The organism is Saccharopolyspora hordei, from assembly GCF_013410345.1.
Classification (GTDB): Bacteria; Actinomycetota; Actinomycetes; order Mycobacteriales; family Pseudonocardiaceae; genus Saccharopolyspora; species Saccharopolyspora hordei.
The window spans coordinates 1362970-1385644 of record NZ_JACCFJ010000001.1; the positions used below are offsets into that span (position 1 = coordinate 1362970).

Consider the following 22675-nt stretch of genomic DNA (forward strand, 5'->3'; position numbering starts at 1 on the left):
CGCTTCGGACGCGGGAGGCCGTCACCGGTGAGTGCTGCGCCACTCGCCCGGGACCTGGCCGCGTCCGCCCCGCCATCAGCGCTTACGCTGCGGGGAGAGATCGTGCCCAGGCATGTCAGGAGCGAACGCTGAACCCGAGTACGACCGACCCCTCGAAGCCCGCCCGGTTCACCACCGGCGATCCGGCGCGCGTGGTCGTGCTGGTCTCCGGTTCGGGCACGCTGTTGCAAGCCCTGCTCGACGCGGCCAGCTCGCCCGACTACCCGGTGCAGGTGGTCGCGGTCGGCGCGGACCGGGACGGCATCGAAGGGCTCGCTCGGGCTGAGCGCGCAGGGGTGCCCACCTTCGTCCGCCGGGTCAAGGACCACCCGAGCCGGGAGGACTGGGACCGCGCACTGACCGAGGCCTGCGCCGAGCACGAACCGGACCTGGTGGTCTCCGCCGGGTTCATGAAGCTCGTCGGCGCGGACTTCCTGGCGCGCTTCCACGGCCGGTACCTCAACAGCCACCCGGCCCTGCTGCCCTCGTTCCCCGGCATGCACGGGGCGCGCGACGCGCTCGAGTACGGGGTGCGGATCACGGGCTGCACGTTGTTCGTGGTCGACGCCGGTGTGGACACCGGGCCGATCCTCGCCCAGGAGGCGGTCCGGGTGCGGCCCGACGACGACGAGGCGAGCTTGCACGAGCGGATCAAGGCCGTCGAGCGGCGGTTGCTGGTCGACACCCTGGAACAGCTGGCGTTGCACGGTTGGACCGTGCAGGGACGGAAGGTGAGTATCCCGTGACCGCGAACTCGCAGGAGCGGCGTGCCGTTCGCCGCGCGCTGATCGGTGTGTCGGACAAGTCGGGGCTGCTGGAGCTGGCCACCGGGCTGCACGCCGCCGGCGTGGAGATCGTGTCCACCGGTGGCACCGCTCGCGCCATCGCGGACGCCGGTGTCCCGGTGACCCCGGTCGAGGAGCTCACCGGCTTCCCGGAGGCGCTCGACGGCCGGGTCAAGACCCTGCACCCGCGGGTGCACGCCGGCCTGCTCGCCGACCTGCGCCGCCAGGAGCACGCCGACCAGCTGCGCGACCTGGGCATCGCCCCGTTCGACCTGCTGGTCGTGAACCTTTACCCGTTCGTGCAGACGGTGGCCTCGGGCGCCGGGCAGGACGAGGTGATCGAGCAGATCGACATCGGCGGACCGGCGATGGTGCGCGCCGCCGCGAAGAACCACGCGAACGTCGCGGTCGTCGTCGACCCCAACCGGTACGAGTGGGTGCTGGAGCAGGTCCGGGAGGGCGGCTTCACGCTGGAGGACCGGGTCGAGCTGGCGGCCGCCGCGTTCCGGCACACCGCGTCCTACGACGTCGCGGTGGCGTCCTGGATGAGCAAGGTCCCGACCGGGGACGACTCGGTCTTCCCCGGCTGGATCGGGGAGACCTGGGAGCGCCGCTCCGCGCTGCGCTACGGCGAGAACCCGCACCAGCCCGCCGCGCTGTACGTCTCCGGCGGTGAGGCCACCGGCCTCGCGGCCGCGGCCCAGCTGCACGGCAAGGAGATGTCGTACAACAACTACGTCGACGCCGACGCGGCCTGGCGCGCGGCGCACGACCACCGCGAGCCGTGCGTGGCGATCATCAAGCACGCCAACCCGTGCGGCATCGCGGTGGCCGAGGACATCGCCGTGGCGCACCGCAAGGCGCACGAGTGCGACCCGGTCAGCGCGTACGGCGGCGTCATCGCGACGAACCGCGAGGTCACGGTGGAGATGGCCGAGCAGGTGGCCGAGATCTTCACCGAGGTCATCGTGGCCCCCGGCTACGCCGACGGCGCGGTCGACGTGCTGAGCAAGAAGAAGAACATCCGCATCCTGACCGCGCAGCCGCCGAAGAGCGGCCGGGTCGAGATGCGGGCGATCTCCGGCGGCATGCTGGTGCAGGGCTCCGACGCCATCGACGCCGAGGGCGACGACCCGGCCAACTGGACGCTGGCCGCCGGTTCCCCGGCGGACGAGGCCACCCTGGCCGACCTCGAGTTCGCCTGGCGCGCCTGCCGCGCGGTGAAGTCCAACGCGATCCTGCTGGCCAACGACGGCGCCACCGTCGGCGTGGGCATGGGCCAGGTGAACCGGGTCGACTCCGCGCGCCTGGCGGTCTCCCGGGCGGGCGACCGGGCGAAGGGCTCGGTGGCCGCGTCCGACGCGTTCTTCCCGTTCGCCGACGGTCCGCAGGTGCTGCTGGACGCCGGGGTGCGCGCCATCGTGCAGCCCGGTGGGTCGGTCCGGGACGCCGACACCATCGCCGCCGCCGAGGCGGCCGGGGTGCCGCTCTACTTCACCGGGACGCGCCACTTCGCGCACTGACCCGCGCACTGGCGCAGGACCACCCCGAGCGGTGCGGACGACCACGGTCGCCCGCACCGCTCGTTCGTTCCGGCCGGTGCTCGTGGTGCGGTGCTGGCGGGACGTGCGCATGGGGGCCTCCTCGGTGGGGTTGGGGTCGCCGTTCCGCCGCGGCGGGTCCGGGGCCGGCCGCGCCGTCGGGCCGCTGTCGCGGCACCCGGCGCGGTGCCCTCGAACCGTTCCCGGCTGCCGTCGGCCGAGCGCGTCGCTGGTCCCGTTGTAGCGGCTCTGCCCAGGGCGGATCAGCCGAATTGCCCGCGATCGAACAAATGTTCACCTGATCTCGCTACAGGCCTTGACGCGGGCCGCCGACGCGGGTTTACTTGTCCTTGTTCGAACTGAGGTTCGATCAAGGAGCGGGTCGGTGTCGGGGTCGACCGCTCCGAGGGATCGGCACTGCGTTGGGTGCAGGCGCAGTGCTGGTTCCGCCGCTGTCTTCCCCACAGCGGCTCGGTGGGTGCCCGCGCCGGGGTCGGGCACCCACGTGCACGACGTGGGGAGGCAGCGATGTCCGCGATGGCGTCTTCGGCGGCGCCGGGCGCGTCCGCAGGTCTCGGGGTGTCTGTGGGCGTGCCGGCGGTCGAAGCGGGCGGCGTGCCCGGTGCGGGACGGGTGCTGCCCACGCGGACGGAACTCGCCGCCGTGCTGCCATGGCCAGGTCTGCGCCGTGGCAGCACGGTGGCGGTGCACGGCTCTGTCTCGCTGCTCTTCGCGCTGCTCGCGGAAGCGACCGCCCACGGCTCGTGGGCCGCTGTGGTGGGGCTGTCCGGCATCAGCCTGGTCGCCGCGGCGGAAGCCGGTGTGGAGCTCTCCCGGCTCGCCGTGGTCCCGCGGCCGGGCGATGACCCGGCGGGTGTGGTCGCGGCGCTGCTCGACGGCGTGGACCTGGTCGCCGTCGGCGGCACCCGGCGGATCGTGGACTCGGACGCCCGGCGGCTGTCGGCGCGAGCGCGCAACCGCGGATCGGTGCTGCTGCCGTTCGGCCCGTGGGCGGGCGCCGAGGTGCAGCTGCGGTGTGCCGATGCCAGCTGGCGGGGGATCGGTCAGGGTCACGGTTACCTGCGGGAACGTGCGGTCACGGTGCGCGCGAGCGGGCGCGGTGCGGCCTCCCGGCCGCGGTCGTGCCGGCTCCTGCTCCCGGCGCGCGACGGAGGCGTCGGGGTCCCGGCGGACGAACCCGTCGAAGCGGCGCGGCCCCGGCTGCGGCCGGTGGCGGGGTGATGGCGGTGTCCGCTCGTCGACTCGTCGTGTGGTGCCCGGACTGGCCGGTGGTCGCCGCGGCGCGCGCCGCCGACCTCGGTCCGCTGGTGCCCGCCGCCGTGTTCGCGGCCAACCGGGTGGTGGCGTGCTCGCAGACCGCCCGCGATGGCGGGGTGCGGCGCGGGATGCGCCGCCGCGAGGCGCAGAGCCGCTGCCCGGACCTGGTGGTCTGCGAGCACGACCCGGACCGCGATGCGCGGTCGTTCGAACCGGTCGTGGCCGCGGTCGAGGGCGTGGTTCCGGGGGTGGAGATCGTCCGGCCCGGGCTGGTGGCGGTCCCGGCGCGCGGCCCGGCCCGCTACTTCGGGTCCGAGGAGGGGGCCGCCGAGCGGCTGATCGACACGATCGACGCGCAGGTCGGGGTCGAGTGCCAGGTGGGCATCGCGGACGGGCTGTTCGCAGCGGTCCTCGCCGCCCGCCGCGGTCAGGTGGTCGCGCCCGGGGCGAGCCCGGAGTTCCTCGCGCCGCTGCCCGTCGAGGAGCTCGACCAGCTCGCCGACCCGCTCAGCGGTCGGCAGGCCGCCGAGCGGGAGGACCTGGTGGACCTGCTGCGGCGCCTGGGGGTCCGCACGCTCGGCGAGTTCGCCGCGTTGTCCCCCTCGGACGTCGCGACGAGGTTCGGCCGGTTCGCGCTGGTGATGCACCGCGCGGCCGGCGGGCGCGAGGAGCGCCCCGTGCTCCGGCGGCAGCCCCCGCCGGACCTGGTGGTGTCCGAGCAGCTCGACCCGCCGGTGGACCGGGTGGACCGGGCGGCCTTCGCGGCCAAGGTGCTGGCGGACCGGCTGCACGCCAGGCTCGGCGACCTCGGGCTGGCGTGCACGCGGCTGGGCATCTCGGCGAGCACCGAGAACGGGGAGGAGCTGCACCGGGTGTGGCGGTGCGCGGAACCGCTGACACCGTCGGCCACCGCGGACCGGGTGCGGTGGCAGCTCGACGGGTGGCTGAACGGCCGCAGCGGGGCGCAGCGCCCGACGGCCGGGGTGAGCGTGCTGAGCCTCCGCCCGGAGGAGGTCGTCGGCGCGGGTGGCTTGCAGCTCGACCTGCTCAGCTCCGCGACCGGTGAGGCGGACGCCCGCGCCGGCCGCGCGTTCGCCCGGGTGCAGGGCATGCTCGGCCCGGAGGGGGTGCTGACCGGGGTGCTCGGCGGCGGCCGGGACCTGCGCGACCGGGTGCGGTTGGTGCCGTGGGGCGACGAGCGCCGCCCCGCGTTGGAGCCGGACCGCCCGTGGCCGGGGCGGATCCCCTCCCCGTCGCCCTCGGTGGTCCCGGACTCGTCGTGGCCCGCGGAGGTGCTCGACGCCGACGGGCGGGTGGTGGGGATCACCGACCGGGGACGGCTCACCGCCGCACCGCACCGCGTGGAGGTGGCGGGCGGCCGGTCGCGCGCGGTGTCGCGCTGGGCCGGGCCGTGGCCGGTGTCCGAGCGCTGGTGGGTGGAGCTGCTGGCCGAGGGTGCCGGGACGACGGCTCCGGTGACGCAGGTGCCGCCGCGGGCGTCGGTGCGGGTGCAGGTGGTGCTCGAGGACCCCGGTCCCGCTGGTCCGGGAGCGCCGGACGCGGACCTGGGGCCGGGCGAGGTGGCGCTGCTGCTGGTGCACGAGCAGGGCCGGTGGTGGGTGCAGGGCGCCTACCGCTAGCGACGAACACTCGTTCGAGTGGATTGTCCGTTCCTTGGTGGCGATGCTGGTTCGAACTGGAGTTCACTGGTGCCATGAGTTGGTTCAACCCTCCCCAGCGCTGGTCGGAGCTGGAGACCGCGCTGTCCGGCCGGTCCTCCTCCGCCGGCGGGCGAGGCCCGCGCGAGCAGCGGGACCGCGACGGGGACGACGGGCGGCGTGCCGAGCGCCGGGCCGACGTCGTCCCCGCGGGGGCGTCGGTCCCGTACGCGGAGCTGCACGCGCACTCCAACTTCAGCTTCCTGGACGGGGCGAGCCATCCGGAGGAGCTGGCGGCGGAAGCGGCGCGACTGGGACTGGAGGCCGTCGCGCTCACCGACCACGACGGGTTGTACGGGGCGGTGCGCTTCGCCGAGGCCGCCGCCGAGCACGGGGTGCGCACGGTGTTCGGCGCGGAGCTGACCCTGGGGCTCACCGCGCCGCAGAACGGCGTGGCCGACCCGGAGGGCCGGCACCTGCTGGTGCTCGCCCGGGACCTCACCGGCTACGCGCGCTTGTGCCGGGCGATCAGCGAGGCGCAGCTGGCCGGGGAGGAGAAGGGGCGCCCGGTCTACGACCTGGAGGCGCTCGCCGCTGAGGCGGAGGGGCACTGGCACGTGCTCACCGGCTGCCGGAAGGGGGCGGTGCCGGCCGCGCTCGCGACCGGCGGCACCGCCGCGGCCGCGGTGGAGCTGGACAGGTTGGTCGCGCTGTTCGGCAGGGACCGCGTCGCGGTGGAGCTGACCGACCACGGGCTGCCGGTGGACTCGGAGCGCAACGACGCGTTGGCCGAGCTGGCCGCGCGGGCCGGTGTGCCCACGGTGGCCACCACCGGGGCGCACCTCGCGCGGCCGGAGCGGGCCAGGCTGGCCGGGGTGGTCGCCGCGGTCCGGGCCCGGCGCAGCCTGGACGAGATGGACGGGTGGCTGCCCGCCTGGGCGGGGAACTACCTGCGCTCCGGTGCGGAGATGGCGGAGCTGTTCGCGCGCTACCCGGGTGCTGTGCAGCGCGCCGCCGAGCTCGGCCGGGAGTGCGCCTTCGACCTGCAGCTGGTGGCTCCGGAGCTGCCGCCGTACACCGTGCCGGAGGGGCGGACCGAGGCGAGCTGGCTGCGCGAGCAGACCTACCGGGGCGCGCTGCGGCGGTACGGCCTGCCCCAGCAGAACCCCGAGGCCTACCAGCAGATCGAGCACGAGCTGGCGGTGATCGAGGAGCTGGGGTTCCCCGGCTACTTCCTGATCGTGCACGACATCGTGGAGTTCTGCCGCAACCACGGGATCCTGTGCCAGGGCAGGGGGTCGGCGGCGAACTCGGCGGTGTGCTTCGCGCTGCGGATCACCAACGCGGACCCGGTGCGCTACGACCTGCTCTTCGAGCGGTTCCTGGCCCCGGAGCGGGACGGTCCCCCGGACATCGACCTGGACATCGAGTCGGAGCGCCGCGAAGAGGTGATCCAGTACGTCTACCGGACCTACGGCCGGACGCACGCCGCCCAGGTGGCGAACGTGATCAGCTACCGGCCGCGGTCCGCGGTGCGCGACGTCGCCCGCGCCCTGGGCTACTCGCCCGGGCAGCAGGACGCCTGGAGCAAGGAGATCGAGAACTGGGGCCCGCTGCCGGAGGACTCCGAGATCCCCGGCCCGGTGCGGGAGCTGGCCGGTGAGCTGGTGGGCTTCCCGCGGCACCTGGGCATCCACTCCGGCGGGATGGTGATCTGCCGCCAGCCGGTCAGCGAGGTCTGCCCGGTGGAGTGGGCGCGGATGCCCGGCCGCACCGTCCTGCAGTGGGACAAGGACGACTGCGCGGAAGTCGGTCTGGTCAAGTTCGACCTGCTGGGGCTGGGCATGCTCTCGGTGCTGCGCTACGCCACCGAGATGGTCCGCGAGCACCACGGCGTCGAGGTCGACCTCGGTGAGCTGGACCTGGCCGACGACGCGGTCTACGAGATGCTGCGCCGGGCCGACGCGATCGGGGTGTTCCAGGTGGAGAGCCGGGCGCAGCTGGCCACGTTGCCGCGGTTGAAGCCGCGGGAGTTCTACGACCTGGTCGTCGAGGTGTCGTTGATCCGGCCGGGGCCGATCCAGGGCGGGTCGGTGCACCCCTACATCCGGCGGCGCAACGGGGACGAGGAATGGGAGTACGAGCACGAGCTGATGGCCGGTGCGCTGGCCAAGACCTACGGGGTCCCGCTGTTCCAGGAGCAGTTGATGCAGCTGGCGGTGGACCTCGCGGGGTTCTCCCCGGCGGAGGCGGACCAGCTGCGGCGGGCGATGGGGGCCAAGCGCTCGGAGGAGCGGATGGCCCGGCTCAAGGGGCGGTTGTTCGAGGGGATGGCGGCCAGGGGCATCTCCGGTGAGCTGGCCGAGAAGATCTACCGGCAGATGCTGGCCTTCGCCAACTACGGCTTCCCGGAGAGCCACGCGTTGAGCTTCGCGCTGCTGGTGTTCGCCAGCGCGTGGTTCAAGCGCTACTACCCGGCGGCCTTCTGCGCCGCCCTGCTCAAGGCCCAGCCGATGGGGTTCTACTCGCCGCAGTCGCTGGTCGCGGACGCCCGGCGGCACGGCGTGCGGGTGCACGGGCCGGACATCAACGCGAGCCGGGTGGAAGCGGACCTGGAGCCCGATGCCGACAGCGAGGGACGGCAGGCGGTGCGGCTCGGGTTGGCGTCGGTGCGCGGGCTCGGCGGCGGTACCGCCGAGAAGCTGGTCGCCGAGCGGGCGGCGCACGGCCCGTACACCGGGATGGCCGACGTGGCGCGGCGCGTGACGCTGACCGCGGCGCAGATGGAGGCGCTGGCGACGGCCGGTGCGTTCGGGTGCTTCGGACTGTCCCGGCGCGAGGCGCTGTGGAACGCCGCTGCGGCGGCCGGTGATCGGCCGGACCGGTTGCCGGGGACCACGGCTCCGGCCGTGGCGCCGGCGCTGCCGGGCATGGACGACGTCGATCGCGCGGTGGCGGACGTCTGGGCCACCGGGGTGTCCCCGGACAGCTTCCCGTTGCAGTTCGTCCGGTCCACGTTGGACAGGATCGGTGCGGTTCCGGTCGACCGACTGTCCGAAGTGGAGCACGGGAGCCGGGTGCTGGTCGGCGGTGCGGTGACGCACCGGCAGCGACCGGGCACCGCGGGCGGGATCACGTTCCTGAACCTGGAGGACGAGACCGGCATGGTCAACGTCGTGTGCTCGCCAGGTCTGTGGGCGCGGTACCGCAAGGTCGGACGCACCAGTGCGGCACTGCTGGTGCGCGGGATCGTGGAGCGCGCGGAGGGGGTGATCAACCTCAAGGCTGACCGGCTGCAGAAGTTGGAGATCCGCATCCCCTCGACCTCACGGGACTTCCACTAGCGACCGGCTCCCGACTCCGGCGTCGACCGGCCCGACGGCAGCGAACGCACACCTCCCCTCCCAGGGTGCCGCTCCGGCCGTCGGGCGTCCGGGACGCCGGCGCCCGGGCGCGGCGAACCCACCGGCGTCGCGCCCGGGCCTCTCCCCGGGGGCAACCCCGGTCCGCCCTGTCCCGGTCGATCTGTGGGAACCACGACCTGTGCGCGGGGCCTGTGGGATCGAGGGCCTGTGCGTGCGGCCTCTGCGGCGGTCTGCCCGTGTGGCTTCGGTCTTGTGCGCGGTCGGCCCGTGTGCCGTCAGCTCGTGTGGCGGTGCGACAGGTCTGGCGCTCTCGACGTTCGTGCCGCTGGGGGAGTGCTGCCCCAGCGGTGAGGCCGGACCTGCCGCCGTGTCCCGGCCGTACCCGGGTGTGGGCTCCCAGGGCCGAACGGGTGCGGGGGGGCGCTGCCAGATCCGGTGCCGCCCCGGAACGGTGCGGCGCTGCGGTACCGCGACCGCCCTCGTGGACCGTTCGCCACTGTTCCCGCAGGCGTGCAGCGAGATGAGGAGGTGATGGGCTTTCGGATCGACGACCAGGACACCACGAGCGGCCAGAGCTCGGTGATCACCCACCGTCGAGATCCATCCGCGCCCCGACGAGTGCACCGACTCGGCTGGCCGGAGCGCACTCCCAGGAAGAGCGGCAGAAGGGCGCGACTCCCAGGAAGAACGGCAGGAGGGCGCGCTGCGCGTGCGTGGTGTGGCACTCGCTGTGCACCCCACCGCCCAGGAGAGCTGCGACGTCGTCGACGCGGTGCGCGCTGACGCGGACCGTGTGGCCGAGCGTTCCGGGCGCGGCGGTCGAGTTCCGCGCACCTGCCCGGTGCGTCTGAGACGCCGCGTGCGGTCGTCGTCCGGCAGGGGACTGGCTCCGCTGAGCAGATCCGCCTGATCGAGCTGCCCCACGGCTCGCACTGGGCCTCCCTGGCGTCCGACGCCGCACCCCGGTGACCACGCCGAACGTCCACGGTGTGGAGACGCCGTCTGGGTCCGATGTCCGCTGGGGCGGGACGCCATCGGGCCGTCGACACCTACCGCGTCACTTGACCCCGCGGTGGGCGTCGATCGCCTCGATGCACTGCCGGACGTTGATCATCGACGCGGTGCACGCGGTGCTCGCCGAGCTGGACCAGGTCGACGCCGCTCCATGGTGCGGGGGCGCAGCGACGGCGGAGCGAACTGCAGGGCGGGGCTCCTCGACGCTCGCTCCCGCGCGGGTGGGTTCGCCCGACGGCAGCGAGGGAGCTGGTGTTCACTCGACGCTCGCTCCTGCGCGGGTGCGCCGCGGCTGCTGCGGACAGGGCCGTTCACGGCACGTCAGCGGCGGTGCGCGACCGCGCAGCCACCGGGCCGAGCGCTCGTGCGGGCGGTGTCGTGCTCAGGCGACGCCGCAGCGGCGGATCGCGAGCAGGGCGTAGGCGCGGGCTGCCTGCTCCAGCTCGCTGATCGCGACGTGCTCGTCGTGGGCGTGCGCGTAGCGGATGTCGCCGGGGCCGTACTGGAGCGTCGGGATCCCGGCGCCCGCGTAGAGCCGCAGGTCGGTGCCGTACGGCGCGCCCACCGCGGCGGGTCGGGGCCCGCCGGCCGCGACCACGGCGTCCTGGGTCTCGGGGAGCAGCGGGTGTCCCTCGGGCAGGCGGCCGCTGGCGAAGGTCCCGCCGGGCCAGCTGACCTGGACCGGGTGCTCCGCCAGCCACGGGTCGGCGGCGCACGCGTCGGCGATGGCCTGGGCGAACTCGGCCTTGGCGTCTTCGATCGACTCGCCGATCCGGACGCCGTAGCGGCCCTCGGCGATCGCCAGGTCCGGCACCGTGCTGGCCCAGTCGCCGACCCGGGCCATGCCGATGGACAGCGGGTAGGGCACCTCCAGGTGCGCCACCAGCGGGTCGGGGTCGGCGTTGCGCCGGGCTTCCAGTTCGCGCAGCGCGGGCAGCAGGGCGGCGAGCTTGTCCAGCGCGTTGACGCCCCGGTACCGGGTGGACCCGTGCGTGCTCTGCCCGGTGATCTCGAGCCGGAAGGTGAGCGACCCGCCGTTGGCGGCGACGACGGTGCCCGAGCTCGGTTCGGCCAGCACGCACGCCGCTCCGCGGTGTCCGCGCCGCAGCGTGGCGAAGGTACCGAGACCGCCGTCCTCCTCGCCGACGACGGTGTGCACGGCCAGCGGTCGGGCCAGCTCGATACCGGCGGTGCGCAGCGCCTGGAGCGCCCCGAAGACCGCGGCCAGCCCGCCCTTCATGTCGCAGGTGCCGCGCCCGGCGGCGATGCCGTCCTGCACGCGCAGGGTGTAGGGGTCGCGGTCCGGCCAGCGGTCGAGGTCACCGGGCGGCACGACGTCGGTGTGCCCGCAGAACACCAGCGCGGGCTCCTCGCCGTCGCCGAGCACGCCGACGCAGCCGTGTGCGGTGTCGCGCTCGGCCTCCTGCCCCGGGAAGCCGTCCTGCTCGGCGAGCTCGCGGACGTCGACGCGCCAGTGGTCGACCTCGTGGCCCAGTGAGCCGAGCCGGTCGGCGCACCACTGCTGCGCCTCGTGCTCGCCGGTGGTGCCGCCCACGCTGGGGATCGCGACGAGTTCGCGCAGGTCGCTGAGGATGCCGTCGAGGTCCACCGCGTCGAGCGCGCGACGTTCGAGTTCGGAGGGGGTCTGGCCGCTGTTCACATGTCGAGTGTGTCGCACGGGGGTAACGGGGCGGACCGCGCCCACTACCATCTCCGCGTGGCCGAAGGCGACAAGACCGAGCGTGAGTTCGAGATCGGCAAGGACGGGCTGGGCGGCATCGTCGTGGGCATGGACGGCAGCCCGGCGAGCTTCCACGCCGCGGCGTGGGCTGCTGGGCTGGCGCGGCGTGAGCGCGCCCGTCTGGTGCTGGTCTACGTCGAGGCGGTGGGCGGTGTCGCCTACTGGTCACCGATGGGCGTCGCAGTCGCCAGCGAGGCAGCCGAGAGCCTGGTGGAAGAGCTGAAGAAGGAGGTCGTGTCGCACCTGAAGTGGGTGGACATCGACTGGGACTTCGTCCACCACCGCGGCGACCCGGCCGTGGGCCTGGAGCAGGTCGCCGAGCAGTACCGCGCGGACCTCATCGTGGTGGGCCGCTCCCGACGCCGCGGAGGGCTCCTCGGCACGGTGCCCGCGACCCTCGTGGTCGAAGCGGTCCGCCCGGTCGTCGTCGTCCCCTGACCCACGAGCCCCAGCCGCCGAGCGCCGCGACCACGCACCAGCGCGTGACGACCACCGCCGGGAATGCCCTCTCCGTCCCTGCCCGAGTGCTTCACCGGCCACGGGGGCGCGAGTCAGCAGTAGGTGAAGGGCACCTTCCGCCAACCCAGCTGGCGAGAGGTGCCCTTCACGCCCGGCGGTTTCGGGGGGTCGTTGCAACGCGGTTGATCAATTGGTTTGGGTCAGGAGTTTAGTCAGGCGCTCGGCTGGGGTGTCCCAGCCGAGCGTTTTGCGTGGTCGGCGGTTGAGTTGGGCGGCGACGGCGGCGAGGTCGTCGGGGGTGTGGACAGAGAGGTCGCTGCCTTTGGGGAAGTACTGGCGGAGCAGGCCGTTGGTGTTTTCGTTGCTGCCGCGTTGCCAGGGCGAGTGAGGGTCGCAGAAGTAGACCGGGATGTTGGTGGCGAGGGTGAACTCGTGGTGGCGGCTCATCTCAGCGCCTTGGTCCCAGGTCAGGGACCGTTTCAGGTGGGTGGGCAGTGTCTGGATGGTGGTGATGAGGCCGTCGCGGACGGTTTCGGCGTCGTGTCGTTCTGGCAGGTGGACCAGCAGCACGTAGCGGGTGGTGCGCTCGACCAGTGTGCCGATCGCGGATGCCCCGCCGGCACCGAGGATCAGGTCACCTTCCCAGTGGCCGGGCACGGCCCGGTCCGCGACCTCGGCCGGGCGGTCGCTGATCATCAGCATCGGTGCGGTGAAGCGGGACTGGCGTTGCTCGGTGGTCCGGCGGGGTCGGCGCACCGTACGGCCGGTGCGCAGCGCCCGGGCCAGTTCACGACGCAGTCCGCCGCGACCTTGGACATAAAGGGCCTGGTAGATCGTCTCGTGGGTCACGTGCAGCTCCGGGCGGTCGGGATGGTCCCGGCGCAGCCGATGGCTGATCTGCTCCGGGCTGTACCGGTCGTCGAGCATGCCCTGCACCCGTTCACGCAATTCGGGATGGGCGGCGATCTTGCCGGTCTTCGGCCGGGCGCGGCGCGCCTCGGCGCGAGCCTGAGCGGCATAGGGCCGGTAGTCACCGCTACCGGGATGACTGTTGCGCCGCAGCTCCCGGCTGATCGTGCCAGGATCACGCCCCAGCTCGCCTGCGATGGCCCGCACACCCAGGCCGGCCCGACGCAGGTCAGCGATCACCAGCCGCTCGTCCTGAGACAAAAACCGGGACGACACCTCGGGCCGGGCACGAGCCGGAGGTGACGGCGGGGCGCAAGAACACGTGGTCCCACGCCCCGCCCGTCGGCCGAATCGCCACCGATACCCGGTCGTGCGGCTGACCCCCACGATCCGGCATGCCTCAACCGTGCCCACACCCCGCGCCACAAGATCAAAATAGACCTCGCGCTCAGCAAGCAACTTCTTACACCCCTGAGGCGACCTGTCCTGACGGATCTCGAACACCGCAACCCCTGAACAAATCAGGCGTTGCAACCACCGCTAGAACCCGAGCTGAGTTGGCGAAAGGTGCCCTTCACGCCCTCGACGAGAGGTGCCCTTCGCGCACTGCGGCTGAGGGGGCAGCCGCTGGGCACTTCGCTCGGGTCAGTGCGCTGTGGGCGGTCGTGAGGCGTGGTGGACGGTTTCGGTGCGCTCGTCGAACCGGCGGTGGAGACGGGTCGGGCGCGGGCGGGCTCGACACGCCTGGCCGTCGTGGCCCCCGACCCGCGAGCCCCGTGCTGGCGACGCCACGACCACGGACCAGCGCGCACGGCGGCTGCCGCTGGCGGGTGTGACGGCCACTGCCGAGGACGAGGTCTCCGCCCGCGCGAACGCCTCACCGGCCACGGGGCGCGAGTCAGCAGGAGGTGAAGGGCACCTCTCGCCAGCCCAGTCGGCGAAAGTGCCCTTCCGGCGCCCGGCGAGAGGTGCCCTTCGCGCCTTGGGTGGGGGTGCCGGTCGCGCACTTCGGTCGGGGGCACAGCGGGTGTGCACCGTGCTCCTCACCAGCGCGTTGTGACGGGGTGGGCGGCTCGATCCGGTCGTCGGACCGGCGCGGTCGGCGGTTGGTCGTTGGTCGGGGTGCGACGCCGGTGCGGTCCGGGCGCGGGGCTGTCCGGGTGTTCGGGGTGGTGTGGGCGCCGGGCGCCGGGGGTGCGTGGCACGGTGGGGGGATGACGGACGTGGTGGTGGGTGAGGACTTCCGGGACGCGGTGCTGACGGACCAGGAGTGGGAAGGTCGGTCGTTCGAGCGCTGCGACTTCACCGACGCGGACCTGACCGGGCTGAGCACCCGCAACTGCGTGTTCACCGAGTGCGTCTTCACCGGGGCGGACCTCAACGACTCGACGCACGTCGCCACCGCGTTCCGGTCCTGCACGTTCGAGCGCACCGTGTTCGGGAAGTCCACGTTGGACGGATCCAGCCTGCTGGGGTCGAGCTTCGTGGACTGCCGCCTGCGCGCGTGGCGGCTGCGCGAGACGGACCTGACGCTGGTGGGCATGGGGCGCGCCGATCTCCGGGGCCTGGACCTGCGCGGGATCCGGTTCCGCGAAGCCAACCTGACCGACTGCGACCTGCGTCGCTGCGACCTCCGCGAGGCGGACTTCACCGGTGCCCGTCTGCGCGGCGCGCGCTTGGCCGAGGCGGACCTGCGGGACGCCAGGCTCGACGCGGACGCCCTGGTCCAGGCGAACCTGCGCGGCGCCCGCGTCGACACCGTCCTCGCCCTCTCCTTCGCCGCGGCCCACGGCCTGCGCATCGACTGACCGCGCAGCGGATCGGTGCTCCTCCTGCTGCTGGGGCTGGAGCGCTTCGCGGGTGAGCTGAGGTCACCGGTCTGCGCCGCCGGCCCGGTCGACACCGGTCATCCTGCCCGTCCTGGTCTTCGAGGACCCGTCCACGGTCGTCGCGCAGTTCCCGGGCCTCCGTGCTGGGACGCACCGAGCCAGCTCCGCTGCGACCCGGCGTCACACGGGGACGACCGCTCCGGCTGCGGAGCCCGCGGGGCACGGGGCCTCTCGGCCACCGGTCGGCTTCGGGACTGCCCGTGAAGCCCAGGACAGCACGGCGATCTGGCAGGACACGCCGCCGCGCGCCGAGGAGGTCGCCTTGGGCGCGACCGGTGAGCCGTTCGAGGTCGGACGATCCGTCCCGTCTCTGGCTCCCGAGACCTCGACGGTTGCGAGCAGCGCGCGACGTCGCGGTGTGGGCGGCCGGCTCGGGACCACCCGCCGTCCGCTCACCGGCACCGCGTTCACCGCGTACCCGAGCGCGTGGTCAGGGCTGCGTGCTCTCGCGCTCGGCTGCCGTGAGGCACCCGGCTCACTGCTGGGAGACGGGAGCGGGTCCGAACGGAAGAGGGGCACCTGCGGGTCGCAGGTGCCCCTCCGTGTCTCCGGGTCACTCCATGGGCGGGCGCTCGGTGGCCGGCATCTCCGCCAGCGTGCCGTCCGCCAGGAGGTCGTTGATCGACCCCGGCAGCACGAACGCCGTGCCACCGCCCGGCTGCTCGAACCACGGGACCGCCGTGCCGCGCAGCGCCTGCACCGGGCGCTGGACGCGGTAGGCGAAGTACGAGCGGTTCGCCCACTGCGGCGGGAGCGAGCGGTGCGTGTACGGCGTCCGCATCGCGTAGACCACGTTGCCGTTCGGCTCACCGAAGCGGTCCACCTCGGTGCCGGGCTGCAGCATGATCACGCGCCGGTCCCGGTACAGCGTCAGCGGCGGTTCGCCGTTGAGCGGCTGGATCTGCTGGCCACCGGGCTGCTGGGCGCCGGGCTGCTGGCCACCGGCCTGCGGCGGGCGCGGCGGCGCGGGCGGCGGACCCTGCCGGTGCGGCCCGGCCATGCCGGGGCCACCGGGGCCGGGACGGCGCTCCGCGCCACCCACCGGGCCGGGAGCGCCCTGCGGTGCCGGGGCACCGCTGTCGCGGCGCGGCTGGCGCTTCGGCAGCGGCGGCATGCCACCCGGTCCACCGGCCGGCGGCTGCTGCACGGGCTGGCCGAGCGGCGGCGACGGCGGGGCCGCGGGCGGTGCCGGGCGGTCCAGGTGCGGCGGCTGCTGGAGGCGGGTCGCCTCGTCGCCGCGCTGGGGAGCGTCGTGCTGGATCGGTGGTTCCGGCGGAGCGCTCGGCGGCGTCGGGTCCTGGTTCGCGGTGAACAGCGGGTTCGGGGCCGGCGGCTGTTCGGGTGCCCGCTGCGGCTCCGGTCTTTCCGGTGCCGGCTGGGGCTCGTCGGCCGGCTGCGGGACCTCGGCCTCCGGCGCGCGCTGCGGCGACTCCGGCTCCGGGACCCGCTGCGGCAGCTCCGCGTCGGGCGCTCGCTGGGGCTCCTCGGCCGGCTGTGGCACCTCGGCCTCCGGCGCGCGCTGCTCCGCCTCGGGGGCCTGCTGCGGCACCTCGGCCTGCGGCTCCGCCTGCGGGACCTCGGCCTGCTCCGCCCGGACGCTCGGCTCGGGCGCCTGCGGGACTGGCACGGGGCTGTCCAGGAGCAGGCTGCCGAGCAGGTAGGCGGCCGCGTCGTCGACGCGGGCGAACCGCACGTCCTCGCGGTCGGCGCCGCTCGTGACGACCCAGTCCGCGCCGTCCTGGACCAGGCAGCGGGCGTCGTCGCTGCGGCTGCCGACCCGGTACCGGTCGCTGGCCACCTGGTAGCCGGTGAGCCGGTCGTGCAGCGCGGCCAGCACTTCCTGGGTGTCGGGCAGCTCCTCGTCCTCGGCGAGCACGTGCCGCGACCCGCCGGTCGGCTCGGCCTCGTCCTCGGTGGTCACCGGCTCCTCGGCGACCTCCTGGGGGGCGGCCGCGTGACCCGGGTCCTCGGCGAGGCCGGGCGGCTCCTCGGTCACCTCGTCCGCGGGGGCCTCGGCCTGCGGCTGCTCAACGCTGTCCTCGGGCTGGTCGAGCAGTTCGCTGACGGCCGCGTCGCGGGTCGCGTCGTCGACCTCGGCCAGCTGGAAGCCGCGGCCGCGGATGTGCGCGAGGAACGCGCTCTCCGGCGGGACCCCGTACTGGGCCAGGTAGAAGGCGATCGCGCCCGGCCACAGCCAGACCCCGTCGGTGTGCCAGGTGCTCGGCACGACGGCGGGGTGCTCCGGGTCGAGCTGGTCCTCCTCGTTCTCGCGGGCGGCGAGCACGACCGGGGCGTTCTCCAGGTAGTGCCGCAGCTGGGCGATCTCCTCGGCGGGGACCGGCTCGCGCTCCGCGACCACCGGACGGCCCTGCTCGTCGAAGTCGTCGAAGGCGTTGGCCACCCGGAACCGGGTCGGTTCGGCGGCGTCGCGTTCCGGGGTGCCGGCAGCGGGCCCGGCGACGGGCGGTTCGGCGACGGGCGGTTCGGGGGCGGGCTGCTCGGCGACGGGCGGTTCGGGGGTGGCGGGTTCGGAGGCGGGCGCTTCGGCGGCCGGCGGCTCGACCGGCGCGTCGCCGAGCGGTGCCTCGGCGACCGGGGCGGTGCCGTCGACGCGCTCCCGCATCCAGTCCGGGATGTTCTCCTCTGCGCGCGGGAAGCGGCGCAGCTCGTCGACGTAGGCCGCGCGGGGCAGCGGGCGCTGCCACCCGGGCTCGGTGTCGAAGTTGATGTCGATGCGGTAGCTGGACGGGCGCTCGACCACGTACAGCGCGCTCAGCCAGGTCCCGACGTCGGGTCGGTACATGCCCTCGCGCAGGCTCTCGAAGATCTCCCGCAGCTCGGCGGGGGGCTCCATGGACCGGGAACTGCCGTCCTGCGCGGTCACCTCACCCAGCAGGTCGTGGTACTCACCGGTGGCGCGGTACTCCACCGTGATCTCCTGCCAGTCCTCGGGAGCGCTCTGCAACAGCAGAACCCCGATCCTGCGGGCGATCTGCTCCTGCTCTTCCGGACTGATCGCTGTCGGACGCGACATGGGTGACATCCTCCCCCTCTCGACGAGGCAACCCGACTCCACCCCGCCAAGACGCTACTCGACGCGGGCCCGGCCATGTGCGTTGTGTGGGACTTCGGTTCCGTTGATCCAGGACACGTGCGCGCGTTCAAGATCCATGTCACCGCTTGCGGTGATCTCGTCACGAAAGAGTGCCTCGTCATCGCCTCGATGAACATCACACCACCAGGTGGAATGGACCAGCGGTGGGCCGGCGGCGATCAGCGGTCGGGAAAACCAGTAGCGGTACACCCGTGCCAGAAGCGACAGTGGGGTGCGTGCTGCGTCCCTACCGACTCCTCGCCGCGGTGCCGCACGCACCGAGCCTGATGTTCTTCAGCCTCCTGGGACGCCTGCACGTGCCGGCGCTGGGGATGGTGCTCGCGTTCCTCGTCGTGGACTGGACCGGCTCGTACGCGATCGGGGGCGTGGTCGGCGCGACGACCACGGTCGGGCAGGCCATCGCCGGGCCGTTGCGGGGCCGGGCGGCGGACCGCAGCTCGCCGCCGCGGCTGCTGGTGGTGACCGGGTGCGGTTCCGGGCTGGGGATGGTCGCCGTGGTCGCGGTGACCGGCTGGGTCGACGCGGCGCACTGGTGGGTGGTCCTGCCGGTGGCGCTGGCGACCGGGCTGTCCCACCCGCCGGTCACCCAGGTGGGGCGGGCGGTGTGGCCGAGGCTGGCGGACGGCGCGGCGCGCGAGGCCGCCTTCGCGGTGGAGGCGACCCTGCAGGAGCTGCTGTTCGTGGTGGCGCCGATGCTCGCCGCGTTCGTCGTGGCCCTGTGGGGACCGGCCGCGGCGATGCTCGCCTGCGCCGCGTGGGCGACGGCCGGGGCCGTGCTGTTCGCCGTCGCGCTGTGGCGCGCGGGGATCGCCGACGGGCTGGGCGAGCGCGGAGGGCCGGCCGCCGCGTCCGGCTCGCTGTTCCGGACCCCGGGCTTCCTCTCGCTGCTCGGCTTCTTCGGGCTGCTGGTCGGCGGGCTGGTCTCGATCGACCTGGTCCTGGTGGCGTGGGCGCGCATGCGCGGTGAGCCGGAGCTGGCCGGGGTGCTGGCGATGGTGTGGGCGGTCGGTTCGCTGCTCGGCGGCCTGGTGCTCGGCGGAGCGGGCGGGCGGCCCCGGCTCTGGTTGCGGGCGTCGCTGGCCGCGCTCGGCCTGGTGGCGCTGGTCCCGGCGCTGCCGCCGCTCGCCGAAGGCTCCCCGCTGCTGGTCGGGGCGATCCTGGTGGTCGGCGGGACGGCGGTCGCGCCGACGCTGGCCGCCAGCAACGGCCGGCTGGCCGACATCTCGCCCCCGGGGCGGCGCAACGAGGCCTTCGGCTGGACGGCCAGCGCGACCACGTTCGGCGGCGCGGTCGCCTCGCCGCTGTCCGGGGCGCTGCTCGACCTGGCCGGTCCGGCGGCGGCCGCCGCGGCAGCGGCCGGGCTGGCGGTGGTGGCGGCCGGACTTGTCGCATCTCACAGCGTCCGGGCGTCGCGCGCCGTGCCGGAGGCGGAGCAGACTGCGGTCACGTGACTCTCTCGCCGGAGCAACTCGCCACCCCCCGTCTCCGACAGCGCACCCTCGGCATGGTCGGCGCCGCCGCGGTCGGGGTGCTGCTGGCGGTCCAGGCGCGGATCAACGGCGCGCTCGGCGCCCGGATGGACGACGGCATCGCCGCCGGGCTGATCTCCTTCTGCTGCGGCTTCGTCGTGCTATTCGCGGCGTCGCTGCTGGTCCCGCGCGCCCGTCGCGGGTTCCGGAACCTGGCTGCCGAGCTGCGCGCACCGGACGGCCTGCGGCCGTGGCAGTGCCTGGGCGGGGTGTGCGGCGGGTACCTGGTGTTCACCCAGGGCATGGCCGCGACCGCGCTCGGGGTCGCCCTGTTCACCGTCGCGGTGGTGGCCGGGCAGGTGAGCAGCGGGCTGGTCGTCGACCGTCTCGGCCTGGGCCCGGCGGGACCGCAGCACGTGACCGCGACCCGTCTGGTCGGCGCGGCGCTCGCCGTGGTGGCGGTGCTGGTCTCGGTGTCGGCCCAGCTGAACGGTGCGCACGCCAGCTGGCTGGTGCTGCTGCCGGCGCTGGCCGGGATCGGCCTGGGCTGGCAGGCGGCGGTCAACGGCCGGATGAAGCAGGCGGCCGACTCGGCGGTGTTCGCCGCGATGGTCAACTTCGGGGTCGGGATGACCGCGCTCGCGCTGGCCTTCGCGGTCGAGGCGGTGCTGCGCGGCCTGCCCGCGCTGCCGGGCGAGCCCTGGCTCTACACCGGCGGCTTCCTGGGGATCTTCGTGATCGGCGGGTCGGTCGGGCTGGTCCGCTACACCGGCGTGCTGCTGCTCAGCCTGGGCATGATCTCCGGCCAGCTGATCGGTGCGCTGGTGCTGGACGTGTTCGTGCCGGCCACCGAGGACGGCATCGCGACCTCCACCGTGCTGGGCGTGCTGCTCACCCTGGTGGCCGTCGGCGTGGCGGCATTGCCGGACCGGGCGGGACGAGGTGCGCGCCGTCTGCCACGATGAACAGCCGTGAGCGCGACGATTCTGGACGGCAAGGCCACCAAGGAAGCGATCTTCGACGAGCTGCGGCCCCGGGTCGCCCGGCTCGCCGAGCGGGGCAGCGCCCCGGGGTTGGCCACGGTGCTGGTCGGTGACGACCCCGGCTCGCACTCCTACGTGCGGGCCAAGCACAACGACTGCGCGAATGTCGGCATCAACTCCATCCGCAAGGACCTGCCCGCCGACGTCAGCCAGGCCGACGTGGAGGCGGTGCTCGACGAGCTCAACGCCGACCCGGCCTGCACCGGCTACATCGTGCAGCTGCCGCTGCCCAAGCACCTCGACGCCGGTCCGCTGCTGGAGCGCATCGCGCCGGAGAAGGACGCCGACGGCCTGCACCCGATCAGCCTCGGCCGGCTGGTGCTGGGCGAGGAGGCGCCGCTGCCGTGCACGCCGCGCGGCATCATCGAGCTGCTGCGCCGCTACGACGTGCAGCTGGACGGTGCGCAGGTCGCGGTCGTCGGCCGCGGCATCACGGTCGGCCGTCCGATCGGCCTGCTGCTCACCCGGCGCAGCGAGAACGCCACCGTCACGCTGTGCCACACCGGGACGAAGGACCTCGCCGCGGAGGTGCGCCGCGCCGACGTGGTGATCGCGGCGGCGGGCAAGCCGAACCTGATCACCGCGGACATGGTCAAGCCGGGCGCCGCGGTGCTGGACGTCGGCGTGACCCGCACCGAGGAGGGCCTGTCCGGCGACGTGCACCCGGACGTCGCGGAGGTCGCCGGCTTCCTCTCGCCGAACCCCGGCGGGGTCGGCCCGATGACCCGGGCCATGCTGCTGACCAACGTGGTCGAGGCCGCCGAGCGCAACCTCGGCTGATCGTCGTGCGTGGGGGCGGTGTCCGCCACCGCCCCCACGACGGGAACGGGGAGGAACGTGAGCGAGCGGTTCAGCGGCAGGTCGCGCGTGGGGACGCACGTGCCGTTCGGCTTGGTGCTGCTCATCGCGCTGGTCGGGTTCCTGCTGGTCGCGATGCAGCACTGGCGTCGGGGGACGGTCCTGCTCGCACTGGCCCTGCTGGTCGCGGCGGTGCTGCGCGCGGTGGTGCCGGACGAGCGCGCGGGACTGTTGGCGATCCGCCGGCGCGGGTTGGACGTGCTGCTCTACAGCGGCCTCGGCGTGGTGATCCTCGCGGTGGCGGTGACGATCAAGGGCGCGGGCGGCATCTTCGGCTAGACCGCACCGGTGGCCGTCGGCGCCCCTCGGCCGTCACTCCCACCAGAAGGACCAGGTGCGGCGGCCGCGGATCTCCTGGGCGTAGGCCGAGATGGTGCCCGTCTCCTGCAGGATCCGGTCCGGGCAGAACGTCCAGTGCTCCGCCGCGACCGCGGCCGCGTGGTCGGGGTCCTGGGGCGGGGCGGCGACGCTGAGGTCGAGCCGGTCCGGGCCGAGCCGCAGCAGCCGGGCGCCGAAGCGCTCCTCCCAGCTGCGCGCCATCGCCGACAGGCCCGCCGTGCGCGACACGTGGTTGGCCGCACCGGACCAGCCCAGCGCGGTCAGCACGTCGGCGCCGCGGCGCACCGGGACCAGCGCCAGGCGCGTGTCGTCGTTGATGAACTTCGGGAGCTGCTGGTTGGCCAGGATGTCCGGGTCCGCCAGCAGGTTCCCCGGGCGCGCGGGGCCGGGGCAGTGGTGGTCGAACGGCGCCAGGACCTCGAGGTCGTAGGCCGGGCCGAGGTCGTCGTCGGCCTGCACCAGGCCGTCCCAGATCCGGGTCATCACGTCGACCACGCGCCACCGGTCGATGTGCTCCAGGGGTTCCGGGGGCACGACGCCGACGGTGCAGCGCTCGCCGTAGACCTCGTCGGTGTCGCACACCAGCAGCGGCCACAGCCCGCTCTGCCGGTGCTCGGCGCGCAGCGCGGCGACCAGCTGCGGAGAGGGCGGCTCGTCGCTGATCCAGCACAGCGGTGCGGGCTCGCCGGAGACCGCCGTCTGCTCGGTGAGGACCTCGCCGGGCGGCAGCGCTACCGACACCCCGGTGCCGAACACCGCGGACAGATCGGCCGGTGCCCCCGCCTCCCGGTCGTCTCGCAACACTTCACCGCCTCCTCGCCGGACGCCCCTCATCGCGGAACACCTTAGAACCTGCCCCACGCCGTCGATCGCGTGGCGGGGGGCGCGGAGATCCGCCGGGGCGCGCGTCGACCGGGGTGCGGTGGCAACGCGGTCCGAGGCCGGAAGACGCGCAGGTCGAGCCCGGTGCGGGAGGCTCACGGGCGACCGCCCGGAGCGGCTCCCCCGGGAGCGCGCGCTGGGCCGCGCGGGCGCGGGGAGCCCGCGGGTGGCGTCGAGGAGTCGCGGCAGAACCCACCGGAAGAGCGCCAGGGGCTGCGCGGGCAGGTCGAGTCGCGCAGCGGTGGGGCGGTACGCGAGCCCGCCTGCGGCCGGTCCGGGGTCGGGGCCGCA

Annotated in this window: 15 protein-coding genes; 11 read left to right on the plus strand and 4 right to left on the minus strand. The window is 74.2% G+C overall.

Annotation, left to right across the window (positions count from 1 at the left end):
- The first annotated feature begins 191 nt into the window (after nt 1-191).
- From purN to HNR68_RS06495, 5 genes are all read left to right on the plus strand, one after another.
- Nucleotides 192-785, plus strand: coding sequence for a phosphoribosylglycinamide formyltransferase (gene purN, locus HNR68_RS06475; RefSeq protein WP_343049968.1), 594 nt, complete (start codon nt 192-194; stop codon nt 783-785).
- Complete coding sequence (gene purH, locus HNR68_RS06480) at nt 782-2347, plus strand: bifunctional phosphoribosylaminoimidazolecarboxamide formyltransferase/IMP cyclohydrolase (RefSeq protein WP_179718617.1); 1566 nt, start codon at nt 782-784, stop codon at nt 2345-2347. The genes purN and purH overlap by 4 nt, the downstream gene beginning before the upstream one ends.
- Nucleotides 2348-2893: 546 nt before the next feature.
- Complete coding sequence (locus HNR68_RS06485; RefSeq protein WP_179718619.1) at nt 2894-3607, plus strand: hypothetical protein; 714 nt, start codon at nt 2894-2896, stop codon at nt 3605-3607.
- A complete protein-coding gene (locus tag HNR68_RS06490) occupies nt 3607-5283 on the plus strand; it encodes a DNA polymerase Y family protein (protein ID WP_179718621.1) in 1677 nt (558 codons plus the stop codon). Before HNR68_RS06485 ends, HNR68_RS06490 begins: the two co-directional genes overlap by 1 nt.
- A 74-nt stretch (nt 5284-5357) precedes the next feature.
- The gene (locus tag HNR68_RS06495) at nt 5358-8645 is read left to right on the plus strand and encodes an error-prone DNA polymerase (protein ID WP_179718623.1); all 3288 of its coding nucleotides are present in this window, start codon (nt 5358-5360) and stop codon (nt 8643-8645) included.
- A 1417-nt stretch (nt 8646-10062) separates the two neighbouring features.
- Here HNR68_RS06495 and HNR68_RS06500 read toward each other — a convergent pair.
- A complete protein-coding gene (locus HNR68_RS06500; protein ID WP_343049970.1) occupies nt 10063-11340 on the minus strand; it encodes an ArgE/DapE family deacylase in 1278 nt (425 codons plus the stop codon).
- 57 nt (nt 11341-11397) lie between these two features.
- Here HNR68_RS06500 and HNR68_RS06505 point away from each other — a divergent pair, with 57 nt between their 5' ends.
- Nucleotides 11398-11859, plus strand: coding sequence for a universal stress protein (locus HNR68_RS06505; protein ID WP_029536194.1), 462 nt, complete (start codon nt 11398-11400; stop codon nt 11857-11859).
- A 207-nt stretch (nt 11860-12066) separates the two neighbouring features.
- On the opposite strand, the gene HNR68_RS06510 is transcribed toward HNR68_RS06505, so the two are convergent.
- A complete protein-coding gene (locus HNR68_RS06510; RefSeq protein WP_425502848.1) occupies nt 12067-13293 on the minus strand; it encodes an IS30 family transposase in 1227 nt (408 codons plus the stop codon).
- A 710-nt stretch (nt 13294-14003) separates the two neighbouring features.
- On the opposite strand from HNR68_RS06510, the gene HNR68_RS06515 reads away from it, so the two are divergent.
- Nucleotides 14004-14597, plus strand: a complete 594-nt coding sequence (locus HNR68_RS06515) for a pentapeptide repeat-containing protein (protein ID WP_179718626.1) — start codon at nt 14004-14006, stop codon at nt 14595-14597.
- A 634-nt stretch (nt 14598-15231) separates the two neighbouring features.
- Here the strand turns inward: HNR68_RS06515 and HNR68_RS27115 are convergent.
- Entirely contained in the window at nt 15232-17712 is a 2481-nt protein-coding gene (locus tag HNR68_RS27115) for a TNT domain-containing protein (protein WP_179718627.1), read from the minus strand.
- Nucleotides 17713-18008: 296 nt separating this feature from the next.
- Here HNR68_RS27115 and HNR68_RS06525 point away from each other — a divergent pair, with 296 nt between their 5' ends.
- Genes HNR68_RS06525 through HNR68_RS06540 form a run of 4 tightly spaced genes read left to right on the plus strand, consistent with a single transcriptional unit; the run spans nt 18009 to nt 21442 of the window.
- Nucleotides 18009-19244 (plus strand): MFS transporter, encoded by a 1236-nt coding sequence (locus tag HNR68_RS06525; RefSeq protein ID WP_343049971.1) that lies wholly within the window; start codon nt 18009-18011, stop codon nt 19242-19244.
- Nucleotides 19241-20227, plus strand: a complete 987-nt coding sequence (locus HNR68_RS06530) for a DMT family transporter (RefSeq protein ID WP_343049972.1) — start codon at nt 19241-19243, stop codon at nt 20225-20227. Before HNR68_RS06525 ends, HNR68_RS06530 begins: the two co-directional genes overlap by 4 nt.
- A 6-nt stretch (nt 20228-20233) precedes the next feature.
- Nucleotides 20234-21085, plus strand: coding sequence for a bifunctional methylenetetrahydrofolate dehydrogenase/methenyltetrahydrofolate cyclohydrolase (locus tag HNR68_RS06535; RefSeq protein WP_179718628.1), 852 nt, complete (start codon nt 20234-20236; stop codon nt 21083-21085).
- 57 nt (nt 21086-21142) lie between these two features.
- Nucleotides 21143-21442, plus strand: a complete 300-nt coding sequence (locus HNR68_RS06540) for a DUF3017 domain-containing protein (protein ID WP_179718629.1) — start codon at nt 21143-21145, stop codon at nt 21440-21442.
- Between the two features lie 33 nt (nt 21443-21475).
- Here the strand turns inward: HNR68_RS06540 and HNR68_RS06545 are convergent, their stop codons facing one another.
- Nucleotides 21476-22306, minus strand: coding sequence for a DUF4253 domain-containing protein (locus HNR68_RS06545; protein WP_343049973.1), 831 nt, complete (start codon nt 22304-22306; stop codon nt 21476-21478).
- Nucleotides 22307-22675 lie beyond the last annotated feature (369 nt).